This window comes from Variovorax sp. 22077 (assembly GCF_052044195.1).
GTDB classification, from domain to species: Bacteria; Pseudomonadota; Gammaproteobacteria; order Burkholderiales; family Burkholderiaceae_C; genus Variovorax; species Variovorax atrisoli.
In genome coordinates this window covers 47,162-65,736 of sequence record NZ_JBQEQC010000006.1, presented here as the reverse complement: position 1 = coordinate 65,736, position 18,575 = coordinate 47,162, and the positions used below count along the sequence as shown (strand labels likewise).

The following is an 18,575-nucleotide window of genomic DNA, read 5'->3' as shown; positions in this document are numbered from 1 at the left end:
GCCGGTTCCGCGGCATCCCTGGAACTTCGACACCATGTTTTTGCTTTGCATGGAGGGACTCATTCAGAAGGCATAGGCTTCACGGCGGCGAGCCTCGCCGCGCTGCATCCAGCCGATGACGGCCGCGCGCACGCGCTCGCGCAGCTGGTCCCAGCGGCTGGGGTTGCTCACGATCTGCGCCTTGTAGAAGGAGGGGCACAGCACGGCAGCGTGCGAGACCTCGCCGCACACGCCGCAGCCCACGCAGCTGTCGAGCACGGCCGCGACCGGGTCGGTGCGAAGCGGATCGGGGTTGGGCTTGATCGACAGCGACGGGCAGCCCGAGAGGCGGATGCAGGAGTGGTCGCCGGTGCAGGTGTCGGAGTCGACGCCGAACTTCTCGCGCACCATGCGCTTGCCGTCGGCGATGGCCTTGCGCACCAGCGGCTTCTCGCGGCGCTGCTTGTTGAGCATGCACTCCGACTGCGCGATCAGCACCTTCGGGCCCTTCTCCCTGGTGGTGAGCGCCTCCTTGAGCGCGTCGCGCATGCCGGCGATGTCATAGGTGCGGCGCATGGTCTTCACCCACTTCACGCCCACGCCGCGCACGGCGCTCTCGATCTCGTGGCCCGTGCTGCGCGTCTTGTTGACGGCGTTCGACGAGAGGATGTCCTGCCCGCCGGTGGCCGAGGTGTAGTTGTTGTCGACGACGATGGTGAGGTTGTCGCTCTTGTTGAAGACCGCGTTGGCGACGCCGCTGGTCAGGCCGTTGTGCCAGAAGCCGCCGTCTCCCATCATCGAGATCGCGCGCTTGCCTGCGGGCGCATTGAGCGCAGCGGCACCCGCCCCACCGAGGCCGTAGCCCATGGTGGTGTTGCCGATGTTGAAGGGCGGCAGGATGGAGAACAGGTGGCAGCCGATGTCGGCACTCACGTGGTGCGGGCCGAGCTCGCGCTCGACCAGCTTCATCGCACTGAAGATGGGGCGCTCGGGGCAGCCGGTGCAGAAGCCGGGCGGACGGGCGTGGACCACTTCGCCGAGCGGCGCGACGGGCTGCGCAGGCTCGGCCGCGACCTCGGTCAGCGGGATCACCTTGCGCACGGGCGCGGGCACCGGCAATGGCGCGAGGCGTTCATAGCGCTCGCAGAAGCTGCGCGCGCCCTTGAGCAGCTCGGAGGCGGTGTATTCGCCGGCCACCGGCAGCATGTCCTTGCCGTGCAGCACCGTGGAGGACCCGGCCTGGCGCAGGATGGTCGCGAGGTTCTGCTCGACGAAGTTGGGCTGCCCCTCTTCCACCACGAGCACCGCGCGCTTGCCTTCGCAGAAGCGGATCACCTCGCTCTCGATGACGGGATAGGCGACGTTCATCACGTACAGCGGCACCTGGGTGTTGCCGTAGACGTCCGCGAGGCCGAGGCGTTCGAGGGCGCGCACCAGCGTGTTGTAGCTGCCGCCCTGCACGATGATGCCGATGTCGTCGGCGTCTTCCGAGAAGAACTCGTTGAGCTTGCGCTCCTCGATGAAGCGCACGGCAGCGGGCCAGCGGTCCTTCACCTTCTCCTGCTCGTGCACGAAGCTCGCGGGCGGCAGCACGATGCGGCCGACATCGCGCTGCGGGTTCTCGAGCGCGTCCTTCAGCGTGAACTTCGCGAGCTTGTTGTCGCCCGCGACGAAGTGGCCGTGCACGTGGCAGGCGCGGATGCGCAGTTGCAGCATCACCGGCGTGTTGCTGGCTTCGGAGAGATCGAAGCCCTGCTTCACGGCATCGACGATGCTGGGCAGGTTGGGCCGCGGATCGAGGAGCCAGATCTGCGACTTCATCGCGAAGGCGTGGCTGCGCTCCTGCATGATCGACGAGCCTTCACCGTAGTCCTCGCCCACAATGATGAGCGCGCCACCGGTCACGCCGCCCGAGGCCAGGTTGGCCAGCGCGTCGGAGGCCACATTGGTACCCACGGTGGCCTTGAAGGTGACGGCACCGCGCAGCGGGTAGTTGACGGAGGCTGCGAGCGTGGCGGCCGCGGTGGCTTCGCTCGCGCTGTTCTCGAAGCGGATGCCCTGCTCTGCGAGGATGTCCTGCGCATCGGCAAGCACGTCCATCAGGTGCGAGATGGGTGCGCCCTGGTAGCCGGCCACATAGGAAACTCCCGACTCCAGAAGGGCCTTGGTGACGGCCAGAATGCCCTCACCCCTGAAGACTTCCCCACCAGAAAGCCGCAGTTTCTTGACTTCTTCAACGAATGAACGCTCTGCCATCGGGGTCCTTGTTGTCTGTCGTGGGACGATGCGACCAGGAGGTTGCATCGTGCTTTCTATAATGTTGACAAATGAATGTATCCACAATCATGAATTACCCTAGACATGCAAGCAGCGTGCCCGTGGCGACTGTGAGGTGCCTTCATGGCTGATCAACCCGCCGAATCGCATCGCTTCGTCGATGACTACCTGCCTGCGCTGCTCGCGCAGGCCAGCCAGCTGATCTCCTCGGAGTTCCACGAAGTGGCGCGCCAGCAGGGCTTCTCCGTGTCGGAGTGGCGCGTGATGGCCTCGCTCGCGGGCAGCGAGCCGGTCAGCATCGGCCAGCTCGCGCAGGTCACCGTGACGAAGCAGCCCACGGTGACGCGGCTGCTGGACCGCATGGAAGCACGCGGACAGGTCGAGCGCCTGCCCCACGAGAGTGATCGCCGCATCACGCTGGTGCGCATCACGCGCAAGGGGCTCAAGGCCGTCGAGCACCTGATGGAACTTGCACGCGAGCACGAGCGGCGCGTGCTGGAGCCCTTCGGGCTGCGCCGCGCGGAAGAGCTCAAGCAGACGCTGCGGCAGATGATCGACCTGCACATGCGCCTGCCGGCCGACGAGCCGGAAGAGGACTGAGCGCGCCTGCTCCGCCGCTCAGAGGCGGGGCACGAGAACGGCGCGGCCGCGGTGGCCGCGCTGGGTGATCCAGTCGAGTGCGATGGCGGCATCCGCCAGTGCGAAGGGCCGCACCTCAAGATGCAGGCGCCCATCGGCAAGCCGTGCCAGCAGTTCGGGAACCGCCGCACGGCCTTCCGCTTCGCGCCGGAACATGTTCAGGGGCAGCAGCGACACGTCGCGCTGCAGGAAATGCGCGATGTCGAGCGACAGCGTCGGGCCCGCCGTGTAGCCGACCAGCACTGCCCGGCCACCCGGGCGCACTGCAGGCAGCGTACGAGCGAGCACATCTCCACCGACGGTATCCACGAGCAGATCGGCGAGGCCGGCTTCCGGCGGCTGCGCATCGGCAGCGACCGCAATCGCGACGCAGCCGGCATCGCGGGCAAGCTGCATCACGAGCGAGCCGACGGCGCCGCTCGCCCCAGTCACCAGCACCTGTTCGCCCGCCTGCAGCTTCGCGACTTCATGCAGCGCCACCCACGCGGATGTCGTCGGAGAGAAGAAGGCAGCGCCCAGGGTCATCGGCACGTCGTCGGGCAACAGGCCCAGCGCTTCGTCGGGCGCATCGATCAGCTCGCACCATGTGCCGTCGAAGAGCGTGCCCAGGCCGCTTCCGCGCAGCCAGACGCGCTGGCCCACCTGGAAACGCCCGCTCGCGACGACTACCCCTGCGGCCTCCACGCCCGGCGTGTAGGGCAATGGCGGATGCCGCAGGAAGCTGCCGCGCCACACGGTGCGGTCGATGTGCCCGACCGTCGCAGCCTCCATGCGCACGATGGTGCGCCCGGGCTGCGCGATGGGCTCGGCGATCTCCTCCAGCACGGGCACGGCATCGAATCCGTGGATGCGCACAGCTTTCAAGGCAGGTTCTCCAGGAAGTCGAGCACCGTGCGGGCAAAGGCCTCGGGCATCTGATCGGGCAGCGGCACCATGCCGCCTTCGATGTCGACGATGCGCGCCTGCGGAAGATGGTGCTGCAGTTCAGCGGCATGGGGAGCAGCGAAAGGATCGTCGGTCGCGCGCACGATCAGCACGGGCTGCGCGATGCGGCCCAGGCGCTCTTCCATGCGGTACGACGCCACGGCACGGTGCCCTTCTTCGACATGCGCGACCTTCAATGCATCGAGCACGAAGGCTTCGAGCAGTTCGGGGCGGCCGGCCGGATAGAAGCCCTGGCGCTTCTGCCAGAGCGCGGCGAGATGCCTGCCGTCTTCGCTCGGCGCGACCTCGTCGATGGGCGGACGCTGCGCTCGCGCCTTGCGAAAGGCCTCGTCGGTGTACGGCGTGGACGACAACACCAGGCTGCGCACGCGCTGCGGAAACGCCGCTGCAAGCTCGACCGCGATGACGCCGCCGGTGTGATGGCCCACCACGTCGGCCTTCTCGATGCCCAGCGCATCGAGCAGTTCGCGGGCCACGCGCGCCCATTGCTCGATGCTTGCCGGCACTCCACCGTCGGCGGAGTCGCCGAAGCCGGCCGTGTCCATCGCGATGGCCCTGCGGCGCGCGCCGATCAGCGGTAGCACCGCGCGGTATTCGTTCCAGCTGCGCGGCGACTGATGCAGCAGCAGCACGGCCGGTGCCGTACGGTCACCGCATGCCGCGTAATGCACCTGCCCCACCGACAGGTCGGCGAATGCGCGGCGGATGATGCTCATGACAGGGTCCGGTCGGCAGGCGCGCGCCACAGGCCCGCATGCCGCAGCTCGCCTAGCGTGCGAGAGAGCACGTCGCGCCGGTAGGCCGCGACATCGCGGCCCTCGTATTCGTAGAAGCCGCTGCCGCTCTTGAGGCCGAGCCGCCCCTCTTCGACCATCTTCCCGACGATGGCCGGCGCGGTATAGCGGCCGGCGTCGAGCGACGCCGACATCTCGCGGCTCGCGTGATGCAGGATGTCGCAGCCGCCGAAGTCGATGAACTCCACCACGCCCAGTGCCGCGAAGCGCAGGCCCAGGCCGTAGCGGGTGGCCTTGTCGATTTCCTCGGCGGTGGCGGCGCCCTCCTCGATCATTCGTGCGGCCTCGTTCATCACCAGCGCCTGCAGGCGGGGGACGATGTAGCCGGGCGATGCACCGCAGACCACGGGCAGCTTGCCGATTTCTTCCATCAGCGCCTTGGTGCGTGCGAGCACTGCGGCATCGGTAGCGGGATGGCAGCTGAGCTCGACCACCGGAATCACGTACGCCGGGTTGAGCCAGTGCATGTTGAGGAAGCGCCCCGGCAGCCGCACCAGCGACGCCAGCTGCGTCACCAGGATGCTGCTGGTGGTCGAGGTGAGGATCGCGTCGTCGCGGCAATGGCGGTTGAGCTGCTCGAAGGCATCGCGCTTGGCCTCCATGGTTTCAGGCACGCCCTCGAACACGAGCTCTGCCGCAGCCAGTGCGTGCGGGGCAGCGGCGGCATCGACGAAATCGACGCGCGCAGCGATGTCGGCGATCTGCGACTCGTCGATCACGCCGAGCTGCGCGAGCCCGGAGAGGCTGGCGTCGATCTCTGCCTTCGCTTCGCCGCGCAGCCGTTGCCACGCTTCATCGGTGCGCTGGCGCAGATCGATCAGCGAGATTCGGTGGCCGGCATAGGCGAACGCGATGGCGATGCCGCGTCCCATGCGCCCCGCGCCCACGGCCGCGAAGCGAGGCAGCGAGGAGGTTTCATTCGCCATCGTGGAGCCTCTGCTTGAGCTGCGCGGTGCTCAGGCCGGCGAAGCCCAGGCTCTCGAAGGTACGGGGGCCGCGCCGCAGGTCGCGCCCGAGGAAACCGCCGACGATGGCCAGCAGGCCGTGCGCGATGGGTGCATCCACGCCCGCATGGCGCGCGGCGGAGGCGAGGAAGGCGAGGCCGAGCTCGGTGTCTTCGGTGATGTAGCGGTGCTTGTGCAGGTCGATGTTCTCGCGCCAGTCTCCCGACTTGACGAGCTTCTTGTGCGCATCGCCGTACATCCAGCGGTCGTTGTTGTAGTGGTCGGCCAGCGGATAGTGCGGCGAGCCCTGCCCGAAGGCCTCGCGCACTGCGATGCGCTCCTGGTCGAGACGGTCGGTCACGTCGCGCACGGCGCGCTGCGTGCCCTCGTTGTGGATGTCCCAGCGCTCGAAGTGCTGCAGCGGCGCGGCGTTCATCACCATCAGCGGCGGGTGGATGACGGGGCCTGCGTTCATCAGCGCGCCCGAGAGCGCGTCGCCGCAGCCATGCACCGCCGGATAGGCCTTGCGGATCACCTCGATGGCCTGCGCCTCCTTGCGGGCCGGATAGACGCCGGTCGGCAGGCGGATCGCGCGGATGGTGACGTTGACCTCGCGGTCGCCGTGCTTGCGCGCCAGATAGGGCAAGGTGCCGGTTTCGGCCCAGGCGACGTCGGCATGGCTGCCGGCGTCCTTCACGGTGCGCGCCATCACGTAGCTGCCGAAGGTGCCCGGCGGCAGGAAGACGACCTGGCCATCGACCAGGTACGGCGCCATGGCAAGAGCGATGTCGTGCTGGGCGATGGCGGGGGTCGGGATGACGATCAGCTCGGCGCCTTGCATGGCGGCGCCGATGTCGGCGGTGGCGAGCGCGATGGGCACATCGCGCGAGCCGTCGGCGTCCTTCAGCGTGATCGCGCCGGCACGCAGCAGCGGCTGGAGCGCTGCGGCATCGCGGCGCCACAGGCGCACTTCATGGCCGGTTTCAGACAGGTCCGCGGCAGCCGCGTAGGCGCCATGACCACCCCCAAGAATCGCAATTTTCATGTCGAAAGTCGAAAAGCAGGTGTCGATGAACCGGCAGTCGAGAGACGACCCCGGGGAAGCGATGCGCCATTACATTACTTTTCATCGATTCAGATGTCAATCAAACTCGACGGCATCGGCGTGCTCGGAAACCCGGAACGCGTCCGAAATGAAAAAAGCCCGCGCTCGTGAGAACGCGGGCTTTCGCAATGAAGGGGGATGCGGCCCTAAGGCTGCGTTCCCCAAGGGATCAGCGGCTGGGCTTGAACGCGCGCTTCTGGGCGTCGCGGGGCACGAACACCTTGCCCGGGCCGCCATGGCCGGCGCCATTGCCGCGGGGCGCGAAGCCGCCGTCGCCGCGGCCGCCGCCGTGACCATGGCCGCCGCGCGGAGCGCTGTCGCCCCAGCCCGGCTTGCGGCCGTAGCCGCCGCCGTTGCCACCTTCGTCACGGCCGCCGCCGAAGCCGGCGTTCTGGCCCTGATAGCCGCCGCGCGGACCCGATGCGCCCGGGCCGCGCGAGTTGCGGTCGTTGAAGCCGCTGGCGCCGGCGTAGCCGCCGCCATTGCCGCCACGGTAGCCGCCGCCACCACCGAACTTGCGATCGCGCGATTGGCCTTCACGGCCGCGGCCGCCGAAGTCGGGGCGCGATTGGGGCATGCGCTGCTGCGGCTCCATGCCCGGAATCACCTCGGCCTTGAACTGCTGGCGGCTGTAGTGCTCGATGTCCATGATCCGGCGGCGATCGCGGAACTCCGCGAAGGTGACGGCGATGCCGTCGCGGCCCGCACGGCCGGTGCGGCCGATACGGTGGGTGTAGTCCTCCGCCTTCATCGGCAGGCCGAAGTTGAAGACGTGGGTGATGGTCGGCACGTCGATGCCGCGCGCGGCCACGTCGGTCGCAACCAGGATCTGCACCTGGCCGTTGCGCAGCGCCATCAGGCGGCGGTTGCGCAGGCCCTGGCTCAGGGCGCCGTGCAGCGCGACGGCGCTGAAGCCGTCCTGCTGCAGGTCGTTGGCGAGGCCGTCGCACTCGACCTGCGTGCTGGCGAACACGATGGCCTGGTTGATGCTGGTGTCGCGCAGCCAGTGGTCGAGCAGCTTGCGCTTGTGCTGGGCGTTGTCGGCCCAGAACAGTACCTGCTTGATGTTGGCGTGCTTTTCCTGCGGGCTGTCGATGGTCACGCGCTGCGGCTCGCGCATCACGCGGGCGGCCAGCTGCTGGATGCGCGGCGCGAAGGTGGCGCTGAACATCATGGTCTGCTGGCGCTCGATGGTCAGCTGGTTGATCTCGGCGAGGTCGTCGGCAAAGCCCAGGTCGAGCATGCGGTCGGCTTCGTCGACCACCAGGAACTTGACCTGGTCGAGCTTGATCTGCATCGAGCGCTGCAGGTCGAGCAGGCGGCCCGGCGTGGCGACCACCAGGTCGGCGTTCTGCAGGCGGGCGATCTGGAGCTGGTAGGGCATGCCGCCCACCACGTTCGCAATGCGCAGGCCACGGCAGTGGCGAACCAGTTCGATGGCGTCGTGCGCGACCTGTTGCGCGAGTTCGCGCGTGGGGCACAGCACCAGGGCGCCGGGCGTGGCCGCCTTGAAATGGCGGGCGTTGGTCGGATCCTTGCGCTTCGCCTTCTTGGGAGGAGCTTCGCCGCGGGCGGCGGCTTCCTCGGCCAGGCGCTGGAACTCGGCCCTGGCAGCAGCCTCGGCTTCTGCCTGGCGCTTGATGAGGGTGTGCAGCACGGGCAGCAGGAAGGCCGCGGTCTTGCCCGAGCCGGTCTGGCTGGAGACCATCAGGTCGACGAATCGCGTCGACTTGGCTGCGCCGTCCTGGTCGCCCATGGCAATGGGAACGACCTTTTCCTGCACGGCGGTGGGCTGGGTGAAGCCCATGTCGGCCACGGCGGCGATCAGTTCGGGCGCGAGGCCCAGCTTGATGAAGCCGTTGGGAGCAGCGGGCTCCTCGGCGGCGGCAGCCTCGGGGGCAGCGGCGTCCAGCGCCTCGAGGATGGGCGCCTCGGACACGGTGTCCGCGGCGGCGGTGAATTCGTTGTGGGTAGCGGATTGCACAGGCGCGAACTCGCCCTGCGCTTCAAAAGCGTCGGTCATGAATTTCAATCTCAAACGCGAGCGCCGCCGTGGACGGCGCCCCGTTGGGTGGTTAAAAACATCAACCATCCAACGACATTCAACTCCGGGCGGGTACCCGAGGCTGCGGCCCTTTTTGATCAGCAAAAGCTGCGATCGGGCGCGGTGTGCAAGATAGGGAGATGCGAGAAACGCTCACCGGGCTCAAATTTGCCTGCCCGGCCAGCGAAGCCTGCGATTATGGCACGAATCCGGGTTTTTACCTAATTCCGTGCCCCGTTCAATCTGCCAGGCGCAGGAAGGTCTCTCGGTAGTGCGCCAGTTCCTCGATGGATTCGTGCACGTCCGCCAGCGCGGTGTGCGCCTGCTGCTTCTTGAAGGCGTTGTAGGCCGCCGGCTTCCAGCGCTTGGCCAGTTCCTTCAGCGTGCTCACGTCGAGGTTGCGGTAGTGGAAGTACGCCTCGAGCTTGGGCATGTACTTGACGAGGAACCGCCGGTCCTGCCCGATGGTGTTGCCGCACATCGGCGAGCCGCTGCGGGGAACGTACCTGGCGATGAATTCCAGCAGTTGCTGCTCGGCGGCGGCCTCGTCGAGGGTGGAGGCCTTGACCTTGTCGATCAGCCCGCTGCGGCCGTGGGTACCCTTGTTCCAGGCGTCCATGCCGTCGAGCACGGCGTCGCTCTGGTGGATGACGAGCACGGGGCCGTCGATGCGGGGCGTGAGGTCGGGGCCGGTCACGACCACGGCGATTTCGAGCAGGCGCTCTTTCTCGGGGTCCAGACCGCTCATTTCGCAGTCCAGCCAGACAAGGTTCTGGTCGCTTTTCTTCAGGGTGGGCGTGGCCTCGGAGGGCGTCGGGTCAAGGGATTCGGGCATCGCAGGATTGTCGTCGAAGGGCTGCGGCACCGGATAGCGAGGGCTAAACTCGCCGATCCATGTCCTATTCGCTCATCTTCACCATCGCCTTCGCGGCTGCGATCGTCGCTGGCCTGCTCGTGAAGTTCTGGCTGGCCACGCGGCAGATTCGCCACGTGGCGCAGCACCGCGGCACCGTCCCTCCCGCTTTCGCCCAGACCATCACCCTCGCCGCCCACCAGAAGGCGGCCGACTACACCATCGCCAAGGCGCGTTTCGGCCTCGTCGAAATGGCATGGAGCGCGGCGCTGCTGCTCGGGTGGACCCTGCTGGGCGGCCTCGACCTGCTCAACAAGCTGCTGCTGGGCTGGATCGGCGGCGGCATGGTGCAGCAGCTGGTGCTGCTGGCAGCCTTCGCGACCATCGGCGGACTGCTCGAGCTGCCCTTCACGCTCTGGCAGACCTTCAGGCTCGAGGAGCGTTTCGGCTTCAACAAGATGACCTGGAAGCTCTGGCTGGCCGACGCGCTCAAGTCCACGCTGCTGGGCGCGGTGATCGGGCTGCCCATCGCCGCGCTGATCCTCTGGCTCATGGGCGCGGCCGGCCGGTTCTGGTGGCTCTGGGCCTGGGGCGCGTGGATGGGCTTCAACCTGCTGTTGATGCTGATCTACCCGACCTTCATCGCACCGCTGTTCAACAAGTTCCAGCCGCTGGACGACCCCACGCTCAAGGAGCGCGTGACCGCCCTCATGAAGCGCTGCGGCTTCGCGGCCAAGGGCCTCTTCGTGATGGACGGCAGCACGCGCAGCGCCCATGCCAACGCCTACTTCACCGGCTTCGGCGCCAGCAAGCGCGTGGTGTTCTACGACACGCTGCTGCGCCAGCTCAATGCCGGCGAGGTCGAGGCGGTGCTCGCGCACGAACTCGGCCACTTCAAGCATCGCCACATCGTGAAGCGGCTGGTCGCAATGTTCGCTCTGAGCCTGGCCGGCTTCGCGCTGCTGGGCTGGGTGTCGACGCAGGTCTGGTTCTATGCGGGCCTGGGCGTGCAGCCCAACATGGCGGCGCCCAACAGCGCGCTGGCACTGCTGCTTTTCATGCTGGCCGTGCCGGTGTTCGGCTTCTTCGTCGCGCCCTTGCCGGCGCAGCTCTCGCGCAAGCACGAGTTCGAGGCCGACGCCTACGCGGTGGCCCAGACCAGCGGCGCCGACCTGTCGGCCGCGCTGCTCAAGCTCTACCAGGACAACGCATCGACGCTCACGCCCGACCCGGTGTTCGTCAAGTTCTACTATTCGCATCCCCCGGCTTCCGAGCGCCTCGCGCGCATGGCAGCCCCGGCCTGACCCGGTCGGCCCCTCACCCGCAGAAGCCCATCATGAGCAGCATGTTCAAGCCCAAGGACTGGAAGAACCTCCCTCCCCGCAAGGCGCTGAGCGCCACCGAGATCGTGTCCGCCCTGGCGCGCCTCGACAGCTGGAAGCTCACGGGCGACGGCGCTGATGTCGCCATCGAGAAGACCTTCAGCTTCGCCAACTACTTCGAGACCATCGCCTTCGTGAATGCGCTGGCCTTCGTGGCGCACACGCAAGACCATCATCCCGACCTGTCGGTGCACTACAACCGCTGCGTCGTGCGCTTCAACACGCACGACGTGGGCGGCCTGTCGGCCACCGACTTCGACTGCGCCCGCCAGGCCGACGCGCTGGTCGGCGCCGCGCCCGCCGCCTGATGGAGGAACGCGTCCTTGGCTAAGCCCGGCCGCGCCGCGCCCGCAGCAGCAGCCGCTGCGAAGGCCCTCCACGAAGGCCTCGTCGTCGCCAGCCACGGGCGCCACTGCCTCGTCGAGACGCCTTCCGGCGAGCGGCTGATCTGCCACCCGCGCGGCAAGAAGAGCCAGGCCGTGGTCGGCGACCGCGTGCACTGGCAGGCCAGCGAGGACGAGGGCACCATCGAGCAGGTGCTGCCGCGGCGCAACCTCTTCTATCGCCAGGACGAGATCCGCACCAAGTCCTTCGCGGCCAATCTCGACCATGTGCTGATCCTGATAGCGGCCGAGCCGGAGTTCTCCGAACACCAGCTGGCCCGCGCGCTGATCGCCGCCGAAGCCGAGCGCATCGCGCCGATCATCGCGCTCAACAAGAGCGACCTGGTCGAACCCTTCGAGCGCGCATGGGCCAGGCTCGCGCCCTATCGACGCATGCACCACGGTGTGCTGCCGCTGTCGCTGAAGGCCTCGGCCGAGGCGGACCACGCCTCGCTGATGAAGCTGCTCGCAGGCAAGTCCACCCTGGTGCTGGGCCCCTCGGGCTCCGGCAAGAGCACGCTGACCAACCTGCTGGTGCCCGGCGCCGCAGTGCTGACCCAGGAGATCTCGCAGGCGCTCAACTCGGGCAAGCACACGACCACCAGCACCACCTGGTACTGGATCGACGAGGCCCGCACCACCGGCCTGATCGACTCGCCGGGTTTCCAGGAATTCGGCCTGAACCACATCGCGCCGATGCAGCTGGCCAGCCTCATGCCCGACATCGCCGAGCATGCCGGCGACTGCAAGTTCTACAACTGCACGCACCTGCACGAGCCGGGTTGCGGCGTGATCGCGAACGTGGAGACCGCCGATGCGCCGGGCGCCATCAGCGCGAGCCGCTACCGGATCTACGGCGAGCTGTTCGAAGAGCTCAGCCAGAAGCGCTACTGAGCGCAGCCGGCCGCAGACTCAGCCGAGCCAGACCCGGTAGGACTGCCAGGTCGGGTCGAAGACAAGCTCCATCGTCGTCGCCAGTTCCATGTCGTCCTGCAACGATTGGGCCTGCGTGATCGCGCTGTCCGGATCGGCCACCTGGAAGTGGATGGTGCGCACGCCCTCCTCCAGCACCACGTGCGTGCAGCAGCCCGCCTCATGGACCTGCAGCCGCGCCGTCAGCCGGTCTTCGTAGGCGCGGGCCTCTTCCAGCTCCTCACCCGATTCGACCGGAACCGCCACGGACAGTCGATGGCACAGGTCGGCGCGGCCCACCAGCGCGGTCGCCGAGTCGTTGCGCATGACGACCATCTCGATCTCGCCGCCGTCCTCCGAAGTGCGCGTCGCGCTCAGGCCCGACCAGGCATGCTCACCCGGGGCGAACACGCCCGTGTGGCCGAGCTCTTCGCGCCAGCAGGCGTCGAACAGGGGCACGAAATCGTCGAGCGGCACGCCCTTGAAATCGGCCTGCGCGTCCGGCTCGACGTAGTCGACCGCACCGACCTTCACCGCGAAGTCGTACTCGCCGAGGATGTGGTCGAGCATGATCAGGCTCATGTGACGGGCATGGTCGCGCATGTCCATCGGAATGGGCTTGGAGAAGCCGATCTCCAGCGCCACCCGACCCCGATAGGGCTCGTGCCTGACCAGCACCTCGGAGCTCGCCAGCTCGAAGTTGTTCATGCGCATGCCGAAGCCGTCGCTCGCGCGCTGCCGGAAGGCCTCCACCTCGACCTGCGGCAGCCTGGGACGGGACCGCACCAGAGTCATCAGATCCTCGAAGTCGTCCACCGACCCGTGCGCGGTCAGCACGAGCTTGAACGCGGGCGGATCGCCGGCCACCTCGGCGGCCAGCCTCGGGAAGTGCGGCTCCAGCAGCTGGTTCAGGCCCTCCATCAGCTCGCGGGCGGGCAAGGCCCGCAGGCTCTCGAGCCGGGCGCTGAGGGCATTCCAGAACGCCGCGCACGCCTCGGCGCGTGGGTCCGAGGCTTCGATCGGCATGGGCTGGGCGTCTTTCATGGAGTCGATTCGAGGATGTCCTGCAGTCGCTGCACGAGCACGCTGCATTGCTCCCGCGTGCCGATGCTGATGCGCAGGTACTGCGCGATGCGCGGCTGCCTGAAATGACGCACCAGCACCGCGCGCTCGCGCAGCAACGCAGCCAGCTCGGCCGCATCGCGCTTCGGGTGGCGCGCGAAGACGAAGTTGGTCTGCGAGGGCAGCACCTCGAAGCCCAGGTCCTCGAGCTGCAGCGTGAGGCCCTCGCGCGTGTCGACGATCCGGGCGCAGGCGTCGCGGAACCAGGCTTCGTCTTCGAATGCGGCGATCGCGCCCGCCGAGGCGAGACGATCGAGCGGGTACGAATTGAAGCTGTCCTTGACGCGGACCAGCGCGTCGATCAGGTGCGCCTGGCCGCAGGCGAAGCCCACGCGCAAGCCGGCCAGGGCTCGCGACTTCGAGAGGGTCTGGACCACGAGCAGGTTGGGATACCTGCCGATCAGCGGCAGCGCGCTCTCGCCGCCGAAATCGACATAGGCCTCGTCGACGAGCACGACACGGTCGGGGCAGGCCTCGAGCAGCTGCTCGATGCGCGACAGCGGCAGGCCGATGCCGGTCGGCGCATTCGGATTGGCGATGACGATGCCCGCACAACCCTGGCGCGCACGGGCGGCAAGGGCATCGACGTCGATGCGCAGGCCCGCGTCCACCGGCTGCTGCTCGCAGGCAATGCCGTAGAGCTGCGCATAGACCTTGTAGAAGCTGTAGCTCACGTCCGGCATCAGCAGCGGCTCGGACTGCTGGAAGAACGCGAAGAAGGCGTGCGCGAGCACTTCGTCTGAACCGTTGCCGGCGAACACCTCGCCGGGCTGCAGGCCGTGCCGGCGGGCGACGGCCTCGCGCAGCGCTAGCGAAGTGGGGTCCGGGTAGCGCTCCAGGCCTTCTTCGGCGGCGCGGCGGATGGCCTCCACAGCGATCGACGACGGCGGATACGGGTTCTCGTTGGTGTTGAGCTTGACGAGGTTCGCGATGCGCGGCTGCTCGCCGGGCACGTACGGCTCGAGCGCGGCGATCCGCGGGCTCCAGAAGGACGGCACGGGTTGCTGCGGCTGTTGTTGCTGGGTCATGGCTTCGGACCTTCGCTCAGCCGAGCAGGCGAGCCAGGGTCAGCAAGGCCAGCAGCACCATCCACATCACGACCGAGCGCCAGACCAGGCCGACGACGCTGCGCAGATGGGCCGGCTCGGGCTCGCGGCCCGGCGTGCTGCCGCTGTCGGTGCGGCGGCCATCGGCCAGCGATTCGCCGGCCTGGGCGCGCGGCAGCGGATCGGCGACCGGGATCGGGCGCAGCGAGCCGCCGCCCAGGCGCACGTTCACCGCACCGGAGGTGGCCGCAAGGATCACGCCGTCGTTCTCGTTGGGAAAGCGCTGCGCGTCGTTGCGCCAGCAGTCGATCGCCTCCTCGAAGCTGCCGACCACCGCGAAGCCCAGCGCGGTGATGCGCGCGGGCAGCCAGTCGATCGCATGCCAGGCGCGCTCCGCGGCCTCCTGCACCGAGGCGCTGGAAGGCTGCACCGCGGCGCCGTTCTTGTGGGCCCAGTAGCGCGAGACGAACTCGCTCATGCGGTAGAACACCGCGCCTGCCGGGCCTAGGCCGATGGCTGCGACGATCGAGAACCATGCGAGCACGCCGAACACGTGGCGGTGCGCCGCGATCACGGAATGCTCGATGACGTGGCGCACGATCTCGCTGCGCGGCAGGTCCGCCGCGTCGACGCCCTGCCAGTGCGCGAGAAGAGAGCGCGCCAGCGGCTGGTCGCCTTCCTCGAGCGCGTCGCGGATGTCGGTGAAGTGGTGGCTGAACTGCCTGAAGCCCAGCGTGACGTAGAGCACCGCGATGCTCCAGAGCACCGCGAAGGGCAGGCCCAGCGTGAGCACCAGCAGCCAGTGGACGCCCAGCGCGCCCAGCGTGGGCACGAACACGGCGAGCCCCCAGGCGATCCATCCGTGATGCGGCTTGCCCGCGTCGAAGTTGCGGCTGGTCCAGCGTGTCCACGCAAGCACCGCGCCGTACACGGGGTTGTGCGGGCCCAAAGGCCGCACCTGCTCGATCAGCAGCGCGCACAGGATGGCGAAAAAGCTCATCCTTCGATGATAGCGAGAGCGCCCGAAGGTTCAGCCCGCGTTCAGGCCCGCTCAGGCCGCGAGGAAGCGATAGAGGTTGCGCAGCATGCCCGCCGTGGCGCCCCACACGAAGCGCTCGGCCGCGCCGTCCTGGTAGGGCATCGAATACCACTGGCGCCGGGTGCCGTCGGGCGCGGGCACCGTGTGATGGCGGTGATTCGCCGGATCCATCAGCCAGGCGAGCGGCACCTCGAAGGCTTCGGCCACTTCGTACGGGTTGATGGTGAGCTCGAAATCGGGCTGCACCAGCGCGACCACCGGCGTGACGATGAACGAGGTCACGGTCGTGTACGTCGGCAGGCTGCCCAGCACCTCTATGTACCGGGCGGAGAGGCCCACTTCTTCCCAGGCCTCGCGCAGGGCGGCGGCAGCGATGTTGGCATCCTCGGGATCGACTCGGCCGCCGGGAAATGCAACCTGCCCCGAGTGCGTCGACAGGTTCGAGGTCCGCTCGGTCAGCAGCACGGTCGCGCCCTCGGCTCGCTGCACGATCGGCACCAGCACCGCAGCCTGCGCGGGAACGCGGTCGGTCATGCGCGCATCGCGGCGCACTTCGGGCGTCCAGACGGGCGGGGTGGCGAAACGTGCCCGCAACGCCTGCGCCGTCAGCTGCTCGGCGGCCACTGCCGGCAGGCCCTGGACCTCCCCGCCCACGAACGGCACCGTTCGCGGGTCGAATTGCATCAGCGCGGGCGGCGCCACGGCGTTGACGATTTCGGCTGAAGCGGTCTGTTGGGAAGGGGATGAGGTGGTCAAGAGCGGAAAGGTACCGAAGTCGGGTGGTCGGGACTGGATGGGAGTAGAGCGGAAAAAGGAGAACTTGTCGTCGAGCAGGGGCAACAACGCAAAAAGCCGCCAGAGCGGCGGCTTTTCTTGCACGACAGGAGGCGGCGCTTAAGCGGCCGTCGCAGCCGTCGACTTGCTCGGCAGCTTTTCCTTGATGCGTGCCGAACGGCCGCTGCGGTCGCGCAGGTAGTACAGCTTGGCGCGGCGCACGTCGCCACGGCGCTTGACTTCGATGCCGGCGATCAGCGGGCTGTAGGTCTGGAAGGTACGTTCCACGCCTTCGCCGCTGGAGATCTTGCGAACGGTGAAGCCGCTGTTGAGGCCACGGTTGCGCTTGGCGATCACGACGCCTTCGTAGGCCTGCACGCGCTTGCGGGTGCCTTCGACGACGTTCACGCTGACGATGACCGTGTCACCGGGCATGAATTCGGGGATGGTCTTGCCGAGACGGGCGATTTCTTCCTGCTCGAGGGTCTGGATGAGGTTCATGATTTCCTGATATTCGATCTTGTCGGGCTGCACAAAAGGCGCCTTTGGCTTTCACGGTAAAACCGCGAAAAGACCGGGCGCGGCCGGACAGAGGATCGGGGAAACCGGGATTATAGCTTTTTTTTCAGCATGGCCTCATCGGTCTTGCCCAGGCGCCCCGCCGCACGGGCTGCCTCGATCAACTCGGGGCGCCGCCCGGCCGTGATCGCCAGGCGCTGATCGCGCCGCCAGCGCTCGATCTGCGCGTGATGGCCCGAGAGCAGCGGCGCCGGAACGCCCTGCCCGTTCCATTGCTCCGGCCGCGTGTAGTGCGGGCAGTCGAGCAGGCCGTCGAGGGCCGGATTGAAGCTGTCCTGCACATGGCTGGCCTCGTCCCCGAGCACGCCCGGCTGAAGGCGCGCCACGGCATCGAGCAGCGCCATGGCCGCGACCTCGCCGCCGGAGAGCACGAAGTCTCCGAGGCTGATCTGGTGGGTGACGCGCGCATCGATGAACCGCTGGTCGATGCCCTCGTAGCGGCCGCAGACCAGCACGGCGCCTTCGCTACCCGACCAGCGCTCGACCACCTCGTGCCGCAGCACCTCGCCGATGGGGGAAAACAGGATGACCGGCGCATCGGCACCTCGCGCGGCCAGCGCCGCGTCGAGGCAGTCGGACAGGGGCTCGGCCATCATGACCATGCCGGGACCGCCGCCGAAGGGCCTGTCATCCACGCGCTTGTAGTTGCCCTGCGCGAAGTCGCGCGGATTCCACAGCACTACCTCGACCTGCTTCGACTCGTAGGCGCGTCGGGTCACGCCGCTGGCCATGAAGGGCGCGAACAGTTCGGGAAAGAGCGTGAGGACGTCGAAGCGCATGCGCCGCGCGGACCGCCGGTCAGTAGTCCGGCTGCCAGTCGACCGTGATGAGACGCCCGGGCAGGTCGACCTTGTCGACGAAGGCCGAGACGAAAGGCACCATCCGCTCGATCGCCTTGCCGCCCTCTTCGGCGGCGAGCACGAGCGTGGTCTGCGGGCCGGTGGCGAGAAGCTCGCGCACCGTGCCGAGCGCGACGCCTTCGCGGTTGACTACAGACAGGCCGATCAGGTCGACCCAGTAGTACTCGTCGTCTCCGGCCGTCGGGAAGCTCGAGCGCGGCACGAACACGCGCGCGCCGCGCAGCGCCTCGGCCGCGTTGCGGTCAGGCACGTCCGCGGATGCGGCGACGATGCAATCGGAATGTTCCTTGGCTTCGCGGATCGCGAGCCGGAAGGCTGTGCTCGCCGAGGCTCCGGGAGCCTGCAGGAACCAGCGCTTCGATGAGAAGAGCGCCTCGGGTTGGGCGCTGTGGGGCAGGACCTTGAACCAGCCCTTGATGCCCCAGGCATCGGCGATGCGCCCTACTTCGATCGCATCCGCCGGCAATTCGGCGGCTTCGAGTGAAGGCAGCATCGCCGTGCGGGCGGCTTAGGCCGCCGCCTTGGGAGCTGCAGCAGCAGCTTGCTTGATCAGGCGCAGAACGGTGGGCGAAGCTTGTGCGCCGACGCTCTTCCAGTACGCCAGGCGGTCCTGGGCGATACGGATGCTTTCTTCGTTTTCCTTGGCGGTCGGGTTGTAGAAGCCCAGGCGCTCGATGAAACGGCCATCGCGGCGAACGCGCTTGTCCGACACGACGATGTTGAAGAACGGACGGCCTTTGGAGCCGCCGCGGGAGAGTCGAATGACGACCATGATTTATCCTTGGGTGGTCAGCAGGCCTCGTGGATTGAAAAAGGCCCGCTCACAATGTTCTTCCAGCGTCGAGACACGCGACTGGCCACCCGGCCAGCGACACGCTGAAAAGCCCGCGATTATAGC

Annotated in this window: 19 protein-coding genes; 4 read left to right on the top strand and 15 right to left on the bottom strand. The window is 67.9% G+C overall.

Going from position 1 to position 18,575, the window contains the following annotated elements:
- Positions 1–63 precede the first annotated feature (63 nt).
- On the bottom strand, positions 64–2,235 hold the full coding sequence (locus tag ACTJLF_RS10320; protein WP_440883021.1) for a thiamine pyrophosphate-dependent enzyme: 2,172 nt from the start codon (positions 2,233–2,235) through the stop codon (positions 64–66).
- A 144-nt stretch (positions 2,236–2,379) separates the two neighbouring features.
- Here ACTJLF_RS10320 and ACTJLF_RS10315 point away from each other — a divergent pair, with 144 nt between their 5' ends.
- Positions 2,380–2,856, top strand: coding sequence for a MarR family winged helix-turn-helix transcriptional regulator (locus ACTJLF_RS10315; protein WP_019654659.1), 477 nt, complete (start codon positions 2,380–2,382; stop codon positions 2,854–2,856).
- 18 nt (positions 2,857–2,874) lie between these two features.
- Here ACTJLF_RS10315 and ACTJLF_RS10310 read toward each other — a convergent pair whose 3' ends face one another.
- The 6 genes from ACTJLF_RS10310 to orn all read right to left on the bottom strand — a co-directional run bounded on the left by ACTJLF_RS10310 (position 2,875) and on the right by orn (position 9,562).
- Entirely contained in the window at positions 2,875–3,750 is an 876-nt protein-coding gene (locus ACTJLF_RS10310) for a quinone oxidoreductase family protein (protein ID WP_440883128.1), read from the bottom strand.
- Between the two features lie 5 nt (positions 3,751–3,755).
- Complete coding sequence (locus ACTJLF_RS10305; RefSeq protein WP_440883020.1) at positions 3,756–4,556, bottom strand: alpha/beta fold hydrolase; 801 nt, start codon at positions 4,554–4,556, stop codon at positions 3,756–3,758.
- Positions 4,553–5,560, bottom strand: coding sequence for a 3-hydroxybutyryl-CoA dehydrogenase (locus ACTJLF_RS10300; RefSeq protein WP_354421675.1), 1,008 nt, complete (start codon positions 5,558–5,560; stop codon positions 4,553–4,555). The genes ACTJLF_RS10305 and ACTJLF_RS10300 overlap by 4 nt, the downstream gene beginning before the upstream one ends.
- Positions 5,550–6,623: an NAD/NADP octopine/nopaline dehydrogenase family protein gene (locus tag ACTJLF_RS10295; RefSeq protein ID WP_440883019.1), complete on the bottom strand. Its 1,074-nt coding sequence runs from the start codon at positions 6,621–6,623 to the stop codon at positions 5,550–5,552. Before ACTJLF_RS10295 ends, ACTJLF_RS10300 begins: the two co-directional genes overlap by 11 nt.
- 229 nt (positions 6,624–6,852) lie before the next feature.
- On the bottom strand, positions 6,853–8,706 hold the full coding sequence (locus tag ACTJLF_RS10290; protein WP_440883018.1) for a DEAD/DEAH box helicase: 1,854 nt from the start codon (positions 8,704–8,706) through the stop codon (positions 6,853–6,855).
- Positions 8,707–8,965: 259 nt separating this feature from the next.
- A complete protein-coding gene (gene orn, locus ACTJLF_RS10285) occupies positions 8,966–9,562 on the bottom strand; it encodes an oligoribonuclease (protein WP_051127588.1) in 597 nt (198 codons plus the stop codon).
- A gap of 59 nt (positions 9,563–9,621) precedes the next feature.
- Here orn and ACTJLF_RS10280 point away from each other — a divergent pair, with 59 nt between their 5' ends.
- Genes ACTJLF_RS10280 through rsgA form a run of 3 tightly spaced genes read left to right on the top strand, consistent with a single transcriptional unit; the run spans position 9,622 to position 12,239 of the window.
- Positions 9,622–10,884 (top strand): M48 family metallopeptidase, encoded by a 1,263-nt coding sequence (locus ACTJLF_RS10280; protein ID WP_440883017.1) that lies wholly within the window; start codon positions 9,622–9,624, stop codon positions 10,882–10,884.
- A 32-nt stretch (positions 10,885–10,916) separates the two neighbouring features.
- The gene (locus ACTJLF_RS10275) at positions 10,917–11,270 is read left to right on the top strand and encodes a 4a-hydroxytetrahydrobiopterin dehydratase (RefSeq protein WP_440883016.1); all 354 of its coding nucleotides are present in this window, start codon (positions 10,917–10,919) and stop codon (positions 11,268–11,270) included.
- Between the two features lie 15 nt (positions 11,271–11,285).
- Positions 11,286–12,239, top strand: a complete 954-nt coding sequence (gene rsgA, locus ACTJLF_RS10270) for a ribosome small subunit-dependent GTPase A (protein ID WP_019654651.1) — start codon at positions 11,286–11,288, stop codon at positions 12,237–12,239.
- 18 nt (positions 12,240–12,257) lie between these two features.
- On the opposite strand, the gene ACTJLF_RS10265 is transcribed toward rsgA, so the two are convergent.
- The 8 genes from ACTJLF_RS10265 to rpsP all read right to left on the bottom strand — a co-directional run bounded on the left by ACTJLF_RS10265 (position 12,258) and on the right by rpsP (position 18,449).
- Positions 12,258–13,301 carry a hypothetical protein gene (locus ACTJLF_RS10265; protein WP_440883015.1) on the bottom strand — a complete coding sequence of 348 codons (1,044 nt, stop codon included), beginning with the start codon at positions 13,299–13,301 and terminating at the stop codon, positions 12,258–12,260.
- A complete protein-coding gene (gene hisC, locus ACTJLF_RS10260) occupies positions 13,298–14,407 on the bottom strand; it encodes a histidinol-phosphate transaminase (protein ID WP_019654649.1) in 1,110 nt (369 codons plus the stop codon). Before hisC ends, ACTJLF_RS10265 begins: the two co-directional genes overlap by 4 nt.
- Positions 14,408–14,423: 16 nt before the next feature.
- Complete coding sequence (locus ACTJLF_RS10255; RefSeq protein ID WP_019654648.1) at positions 14,424–15,425, bottom strand: CobD/CbiB family protein; 1,002 nt, start codon at positions 15,423–15,425, stop codon at positions 14,424–14,426.
- A gap of 51 nt (positions 15,426–15,476) precedes the next feature.
- The gene (locus tag ACTJLF_RS10250; RefSeq protein ID WP_440883014.1) at positions 15,477–16,220 is read right to left on the bottom strand and encodes a CoA pyrophosphatase; all 744 of its coding nucleotides are present in this window, start codon (positions 16,218–16,220) and stop codon (positions 15,477–15,479) included.
- Between the two features lie 138 nt (positions 16,221–16,358).
- Positions 16,359–16,739 carry a 50S ribosomal protein L19 gene (rplS, locus tag ACTJLF_RS10245; RefSeq protein ID WP_026346370.1) on the bottom strand — a complete coding sequence of 127 codons (381 nt, stop codon included), beginning with the start codon at positions 16,737–16,739 and terminating at the stop codon, positions 16,359–16,361.
- Positions 16,740–16,849: 110 nt separating this feature from the next.
- Positions 16,850–17,596: a tRNA (guanosine(37)-N1)-methyltransferase TrmD gene (gene trmD, locus ACTJLF_RS10240; protein ID WP_440883013.1), complete on the bottom strand. Its 747-nt coding sequence runs from the start codon at positions 17,594–17,596 to the stop codon at positions 16,850–16,852.
- A 19-nt stretch (positions 17,597–17,615) separates the two neighbouring features.
- Positions 17,616–18,170, bottom strand: a complete 555-nt coding sequence (rimM, locus tag ACTJLF_RS10235; protein WP_126185391.1) for a ribosome maturation factor RimM — start codon at positions 18,168–18,170, stop codon at positions 17,616–17,618.
- Positions 18,171–18,185: 15 nt separating this feature from the next.
- Positions 18,186–18,449, bottom strand: a complete 264-nt coding sequence (gene rpsP, locus ACTJLF_RS10230; RefSeq protein WP_007831311.1) for a 30S ribosomal protein S16 — start codon at positions 18,447–18,449, stop codon at positions 18,186–18,188.
- Positions 18,450–18,575 lie beyond the last annotated feature (126 nt).